This window comes from Paraburkholderia terricola, assembly GCF_900142195.1.
In the GTDB taxonomy this organism is placed as follows: domain Bacteria; phylum Pseudomonadota; class Gammaproteobacteria; order Burkholderiales; family Burkholderiaceae; genus Paraburkholderia; species Paraburkholderia terricola.
In genome coordinates, this window is sequence record NZ_FRAB01000065.1 from 22,147 (window position 1) to 28,224 (window position 6,078).

The 6,078-nt window shown below is 61.1% G+C and carries 6 protein-coding genes and 1 pseudogene; 5 read left to right on the forward strand and 2 right to left on the reverse strand.

Annotated features, from left to right (window positions below):
* The first annotated feature begins 9 nt into the window (after positions 1 to 9).
* Complete coding sequence (locus BUE39_RS31505; protein ID WP_073432540.1) at positions 10 to 609, forward strand: NADPH-dependent F420 reductase; 600 nt, start codon at positions 10 to 12, stop codon at positions 607 to 609.
* A 297-nt stretch (positions 610 to 906) separates the two neighbouring features.
* Here the strand turns inward: BUE39_RS31505 and BUE39_RS35785 are convergent, their stop codons facing one another.
* Positions 907 to 1,260, reverse strand: a complete 354-nt coding sequence (locus BUE39_RS35785; RefSeq protein ID WP_235005006.1) for a hypothetical protein — start codon at positions 1,258 to 1,260, stop codon at positions 907 to 909.
* 395 nt (positions 1,261 to 1,655) lie between these two features.
* On the opposite strand from BUE39_RS35785, the gene BUE39_RS31510 reads away from it, so the two are divergent.
* The 4 genes and pseudogenes from BUE39_RS31510 (at position 1,656) to BUE39_RS31530 (ending at position 5,535) form a co-directional block, all read left to right on the forward strand.
* Positions 1,656 to 2,411: a DeoR/GlpR family DNA-binding transcription regulator gene (locus BUE39_RS31510; protein WP_073432544.1), complete on the forward strand. Its 756-nt coding sequence runs from the start codon at positions 1,656 to 1,658 to the stop codon at positions 2,409 to 2,411.
* A 359-nt stretch (positions 2,412 to 2,770) separates the two neighbouring features.
* Positions 2,771 to 3,165, forward strand: a pseudogene (locus BUE39_RS31515) (hypothetical protein); the annotation flags it as partial.
* A 220-nt stretch (positions 3,166 to 3,385) separates the two neighbouring features.
* Positions 3,386 to 4,651 (forward strand): phosphonoacetate hydrolase, encoded by a 1,266-nt coding sequence (phnA, locus tag BUE39_RS31520; protein ID WP_073432541.1) that lies wholly within the window; start codon positions 3,386 to 3,388, stop codon positions 4,649 to 4,651.
* A 323-nt stretch (positions 4,652 to 4,974) separates the two neighbouring features.
* Positions 4,975 to 5,535 (forward strand): phosphonate degradation HD-domain oxygenase, encoded by a 561-nt coding sequence (locus tag BUE39_RS31530; protein WP_073432543.1) that lies wholly within the window; start codon positions 4,975 to 4,977, stop codon positions 5,533 to 5,535.
* 50 nt (positions 5,536 to 5,585) lie between these two features.
* On the opposite strand, the gene BUE39_RS34620 is transcribed toward BUE39_RS31530, so the two are convergent.
* Positions 5,586 to 5,984, reverse strand: coding sequence for a hypothetical protein (locus tag BUE39_RS34620; RefSeq protein ID WP_143032032.1), 399 nt, complete (start codon positions 5,982 to 5,984; stop codon positions 5,586 to 5,588).
* Positions 5,985 to 6,078 lie beyond the last annotated feature (94 nt).

Here is a 6,078-nt window from a genome sequence, read left to right on the forward strand (position 1 = left end):
GGAAAATATATGAGCTACGCAATTATTGGCTTCGGCAAGATCGGCCAGGCTCTTGCCAGGGCGTTTGCCCGAAGCGGCATCGAAGTATCCGTTGCAACCACTCGCGACCCGGAAAGCTTTGCATCCGCTGCGGCCGCGATCGGACCCGGGATCGTTGCCAAAAAACTGGCGGAAGCGGTCAAGGCGGACATCGTCTTTCTGGCTGTCCGTTTCGAGTCGCACCAGGATGTCGCGAACGCGCTGTCCAACTGGCAGGGGAAGACCATCGTCGATGTGACCAATGCCTACGGCGTGCCCCCTGAGGAACTGGGCGGACAACCTTCTTCCAGGGTCGTCGCACAGGCCTTCACTGGCGGTAGACTGGTTAAGGGCTTCAATCATCTGGGCGCTGCTGTCCTTGACCAGGATCCGGCCGTACATGGCGGCAGGAGAGTCGTGTTCCTGGCGAGCGACGATGACGGCGCCGCAGCGGAGATTGGTACGCTTGCGGAAAATCTCGGTTTCTCGCCGATCAAACTTGGCGGGCTTTCGGAAGGTGGACTGCTTGTGCAGGCGCGTGGAAATAGCTGGGGTCAACTGATCTTTAAGGACTTGGTCAAGTTCGACTGATGAATCGTGATCGCACATTTCGGTGCGATCGGTTGCTACAACGAGGCTTCTGTAATGTAGCAACAATGTGGCGTCGGTCTCGCTTGCCTTAACACCTGGTAGCAATGCCGGCCGAACCAGCACCAGGCCGCCAACCCCGCTGCGGCGGTTGCGGCCATCGATCCCAAGGCAATCGCTATGCCTGCCATATGGGGCAACGAGCGCCGATAGCCGGAATGAGCGCCGGAAACCCTTGCCAGCGTCGTTGCGCCAGCCGGTGTGATCGTTGCGACGGCCACAAAGAGAATAACGACAGGGTCATTGTGAAGCGCCACGTCCTCCCTGGTCAGTCGATCGTAGGAAGGACGAACCGTTCACTGAACGTAGGATCCGGCCCGTCCGGTCGCCGACCGAAAACAGCGCCGCCTGTACGTTCCACCATTTGACGGCAAGCACGACGAGGTCCCGCTCCGCAGCGTCTTTGGCCGTTCCTGCGGCAGCACCGGAACCCAACTTCGCCACAAGGGCGAGGAAGTCGTCACACAGTTTTCGCACCGTGTATGATTCCGGCGTCGAAGCCGTCACAGTCCGATTGGATGCCTTGCGTGTGAGAACAGGGTCTTCCCCAGCGTCGTGGCGCTGCCGAATCTCTTGCCATTCGACATTCGACATTCGACTATCGCGGCAGCGTACGACATTGCTGGCCACTCTCCCAGCTTCTGTTGACGCATCCGGCCATCGACGGGCGATTTGAATCGGTAGGTCCAACTGCGCCGCGATGCGGTCGCTTCCAGACGAAGGCCCGGGGACGCGTCGAAGCTCATGTAAGTACCAGGTTTTAGCTGTTTGGCAGCCTTGGCATCAAATCGCGTGGTCGGCGTAGGTTTTCGGCTAACGAGCGAAAAAGAGCTATGCCCATGTCTAGCGTTTAGCAACTTGCAGACGACGACCGTAGCTGTTTCTTGGTGCGCAAACGGTCGATACAAAAAGCCCTTATCTGAAGGGCCTTTGATGAAGAAATGCCCCGCGTGACCAGCCTCTCGCGGATGATGAAGGAAAAGCCGTCAATGCTCGCAGAACAACGTCACCAATACATCCTCGCGCAAGTCGCCAAAACCGGCGCGCTCTCGGTCGCTGAACTCGTGCGCGAACTGAACGTGTCGCGTGAAACGATCCGCCGTGATCTGAACGCGCTCGCCGGGCGCGGTCTGCTGGTCACCACGCATGGCGGCGCGCTGTCGAGCGACCGGCGCGAGCCCGACCTCGACACGCGCGAAGCCGCCAACGCCGGCGCGAAGCGTGCGATCGGCGAGCGCGCGGCCGAGTTCGTGCCCGATGGCGCATCGCTGATTATCGATTCGGGCAGCACCACGCAAGCGGTGGCGCGGGCGCTGCTCGACCGGCATCGTCTGTCGGTTTACACGAACGACTGGCGCATCGCGCTGCTGCTGGGCCGCCGCAACGACAACCGCATCACGTTGCTCGGCGGCGAACTGTCGGATATCGAAGACGCCACCTTCGGGCTCGACACCGTCCATCAACTCACCCAGTATCACGCGGACTTCGCGTTCATCGGCGCAGGCGGCATCTCGCCGGATGGTTTTCTGACCGACTACAGCCGCATGGCCGCCGAAGTGCGCAGCCGCATGATCGCCGCCGCCGATACGGTGGTGATCGTCGCCGACCATTCGAAGTTCGGACGTGTGACGCCGGTGCGCATCAACGGGATCGAATCGGCGCGTTATCTCGTGACCGAACTCGCGCCGGAAAAAACGCTCGGCAAGGCGATCGCGGCGCACGGGCCGGAAATCGTGATCGCCTGAGCGTTCGAGCGGCCGGGCCGTTTGCGCTGTTTCATTTTGCTTGGCGGGAGTGCCGTGCTTCACGAAGGCGCGGTTGTTATATGAGCTTCCGTCGGCAGATCAAGGTTCGTCGCTCCGCTCGACCGGAAAATTCGATTTGCACGTGATTTGCATGTGATTGGCGAGTTGTGTCGCTTTGTTCAATCCGATGCGACGGTCATGGACTTGTCATCCAAAGCTGTGATTCTTCTGCCCGTTCAGACATGGCAGGCAGCGCGAAGATCGCAAGCAGACTGCAAGCCAGGCTGAAGAGAAGCGGCAAGCTTCCCGCAATCGCGCATCTCCACCACGCGGAGCGAGGCGCGACAGCCACGCTCACGCGGCATGGCGCGGCCGCCCCGCGACCTGTGTTGACGATTCCGCGCGAAGCGGCGGCAAGCCTCAGTGCGCCGCGTTCGATGGTGCTGCGGCTCGTCGTGCTGCCGCAACTCGTGCCGGCGATCCGCGAGCCTCACGCTCGGCTTCGCGTTGTCGCTCGGCGAACCCGGCGCTACGCTCACGGTGTACCCGCCGGGTTTCGCGACGGTGCCGGTCCTCGTCGTCGGGCAAGTGGAGCGCGGCTATTATCTGCCGGCTTCGGCTTCGGCTTCGGCTTCGGCTTCGGCTTCGGCTTCGGCTTTGTCGTTGATTCTGCTGCTGGTCTCGCCGGGCCTCGCTGCTGCTGATCGCGGCTCGCGTGCCGCGTCGTCGGGGTGAACTGACAGGCAACTTCTGATGTTTCGTGTTGGTGTCTCATGACGGCGCGCCGACCATCGCACAATGGCCAACCTGCGCGCCGTGCGAATGCAGACGCGTGTGAATGGCGGCGCGCGCCCGTGACGCGTGCGAATCGGCCGGACCGTTGGACGTGACGGACGTCGCACGATCGACGTATTGCAACAGTTTGACTACGAACTGGTAACTGCACGCGTGCTCGACACGCAGGGACGGTAACGATGGCGAATGCAGGCGAACGTACGATCGAAGTCAACGGGCGCGGCTACCGCCTACCCTCGCAACCGACCGTCGTGGTGTGCGTCGACGGCTGCGAATTCGATTATCTCGAAGCGGCTACCGCGGCGGGCGTGGCGCCGTTCATCGGCAAGATGCTCGAGGGCGGGGCGGCGTTCAAGGGCGACTGTGTGATTCCGTCGTTCACGAACCCGAACAACCTGTCGATCGTGTGCGGCGTGCCGCCGTCGGTGCATGGCATCTGCGGCAATTACTTCTGGGACCCGGACGCGAACGGCGGCGAGGGCGCGGAAGTGATGATGAACGACCCCGCCTATCTGCGCGCCGGCACCTTGCTCGCGGCTGCGGCCGAAGCGGGCGCGACGGTCGCCGTGGTCACCGCGAAAGACAAGCTGTGCCGGCTGCTCGGCTGGCAACTGAAGGGCATCTGCTTCTCGGCGGAAAAAGCCGACAAGGTGACGCGCGAGAAAAACCGCATCGGCGAGGTGCTCGATCTGGTCGGTTTGCCGTTGCCGGATGTGTATAGCGCGGCTTTGTCCGAGTTCGTGTTCGCCGCCGGCGTGCGGCTGGCCGAAACGCGCAAGCTCGATCTGATGTATCTATCCACCACCGATTACATCCAGCACAAATGCGCGCCGGGCACGCAAGGCGCAAATGCGTTCTACTCGATGATGGACGGCTATCTCGCGAAGCTCGACGCGCTCGGCTGGATAATCGGCCTCACCGCCGACCACGGCATGAACGCCAAGCACGATCCGCAAACCGGCGAGCCGAATGTGATCTATCTGCAGGACGTGCTGGACGATTGGCTCGGCGTGAAGAAGGCGCGCGTGATCTTGCCGATCACCGATCCCTACGTGGTGCATCACGGCGCGCTCGGTTCATTCGCGACGATCTATCTGCCGCGCGAGGCGAGCGTCGCGCAGGTGATCGAACGGATCGGCGGCTTGCCGGGCATCGATGTCGTGCTCGATAAGCGCGCCGCATGCGAACGCTTCGAGCTGCCGAGCGACCGCGTCGGCGATATCGTCGTTGTCAGCGCCAGACATGTAGTGCTCGGCACGCGGCGCGATGAGCATGATCTTTCCGGACTGACCGTGCCGTTGCGCTCGCACGGCGGTATTTCGGAGCAGATCGTGCCGTTGTTGTTCAATCGGCGCGTCGAGATCCTGCCGTCTGCCGCGGGTGGCAAACGGCTGCGCAACTTCGATATCTTCGACGTCGCGTTGAATCATCTGCAGGCGTCGTGAATGCGGCGTCGCGGGACGACGCGGCAGTTCGGGCTTCAGTGCCGCGGCTTAAGGCGAGCGTTCGGTGACCACATTCGTATCGGCAAATGGAGCGTCGTTCGGCTCGTCGTCCAGCGTGTGTGCGAACGGGAGGACGTCACTACGCGCTTCATCAATGAACTGCGCGTGGGAATGGTCAACGCGTGGGAGGCGCCGGGCTATTGGGTCGAGCCAATGCGGTTCGGCTGTATCGAAGTGCCGGGTTCGGCTAAAAGGAAGTCGTTCAGTACGCGACGAAAGGTTGTCCCAATCTGAAGACTTTTTCATTCCCGTGGGAGTAATCGGTGGCATTGAGTCTGAACGACATCCGATCGTTGTTCGAGCAATACGGCAATCTCGCATATAGCGGCGAGCCGGTGACGCAACTCGAACACGCGTTGCAGAGTGGCGCATTGGCGGAGGAGGCGGACGCTGATGATGATCTCGTCGCCGCCGCCTTCTTGCACGACGTCGGGCATCTTCTGAATCTGCAAGGCGACACGCCGACGCAGCGTGGTATCGACGATCTGCATCAGTATTTCGCGCTGCCGTTCTTGCGGCCTGTGCTCCCGGACGCGGTATTGGAGCCGATCCGCTTGCACGTCGACGCAAAGCGCTGCCTGTGCGCAATCGACGACGGGTACTTTGGCCTGCTTTCCCCTGATTCGGTGCGAAGCCTTGAATTGCAAGGCGGCGTCTTCAGTAAGGAGGAAGTCGCGGCATTCCTGCAAAAGCCTCACGCGGAAGATGCGTTGCGTCTGCGTCAATGGGACGATCGCGCAAAAGAAGAAAACCGCGCGACGCCCGGTTTGGAGCACTATCTGGAGATCGTCGAGCGAGTGATGCGCAATCGGGCGGTTGATTGAGTCCGTTTGGAGTCGCTGTATTGCTCTCGGACTCGGACTGGTTTCGTCTCCTAGTTTGTGCTTTCTTCGCGCCCATTCTGGCGCAATTGATGCTCATCAAAATAACGCTTGCAAGGCCCGTTCGGGGTCGCTAGAATCTCGCTCTTTCGTGCCTCGGACAGCGGGGCGCGGGAAGCGGGAGAGCCAGCAATGGCGGGGGTTTGCGGCAGGTCGGACGGGTTAGAAAGTTGGAAAAACCTGTTGACGGCGTGACGGAAGTTCTCCATAATCTCGTTTCTCTGCTGCAGATGCAGCGACGCAGAACGAAGCGGTGCCGGGTGGTTGAAGGGGGCGTCGTGACGGTGGTGAATGCGCAACCGATCTTTAAAAACTAACAGCCGATAAGTGTGGGCGCTTGATGCGCGGCGCGCGGTGGATTCTTCGGGGTCTGCCGGGAGCGAAAGTATCAAGTCTCACACAGTAATGAAAGGAAGGTTTTCCTGTTGAAAGACAGGATGATCATTCGTCAGTACGTTGAGTGAGCGACCGGTTGGTAAAACAACC

Bases quoted from the DNA above. Each gene is read 5' to 3' on its own strand.
- BUE39_RS31505 (WP_073432540.1), top strand. From the start codon at position 10: ATGAGCTACGCAATTATTGGCTTCGGCAAGATCGGCCAGGCTCTTGCC.
- BUE39_RS35785 (WP_235005006.1), bottom strand. From the start codon at position 1,260: ATGTCGAATGTCGAATGGCAAGAGATTCGGCAGCGCCACGACGCTGGG.
- BUE39_RS31510 (WP_073432544.1), top strand. From the start codon at position 1,656: ATGCTCGCAGAACAACGTCACCAATACATCCTCGCGCAAGTCGCCAAA.
- phnA (WP_073432541.1), top strand. From the start codon at position 3,386: ATGGCGAATGCAGGCGAACGTACGATCGAAGTCAACGGGCGCGGCTAC.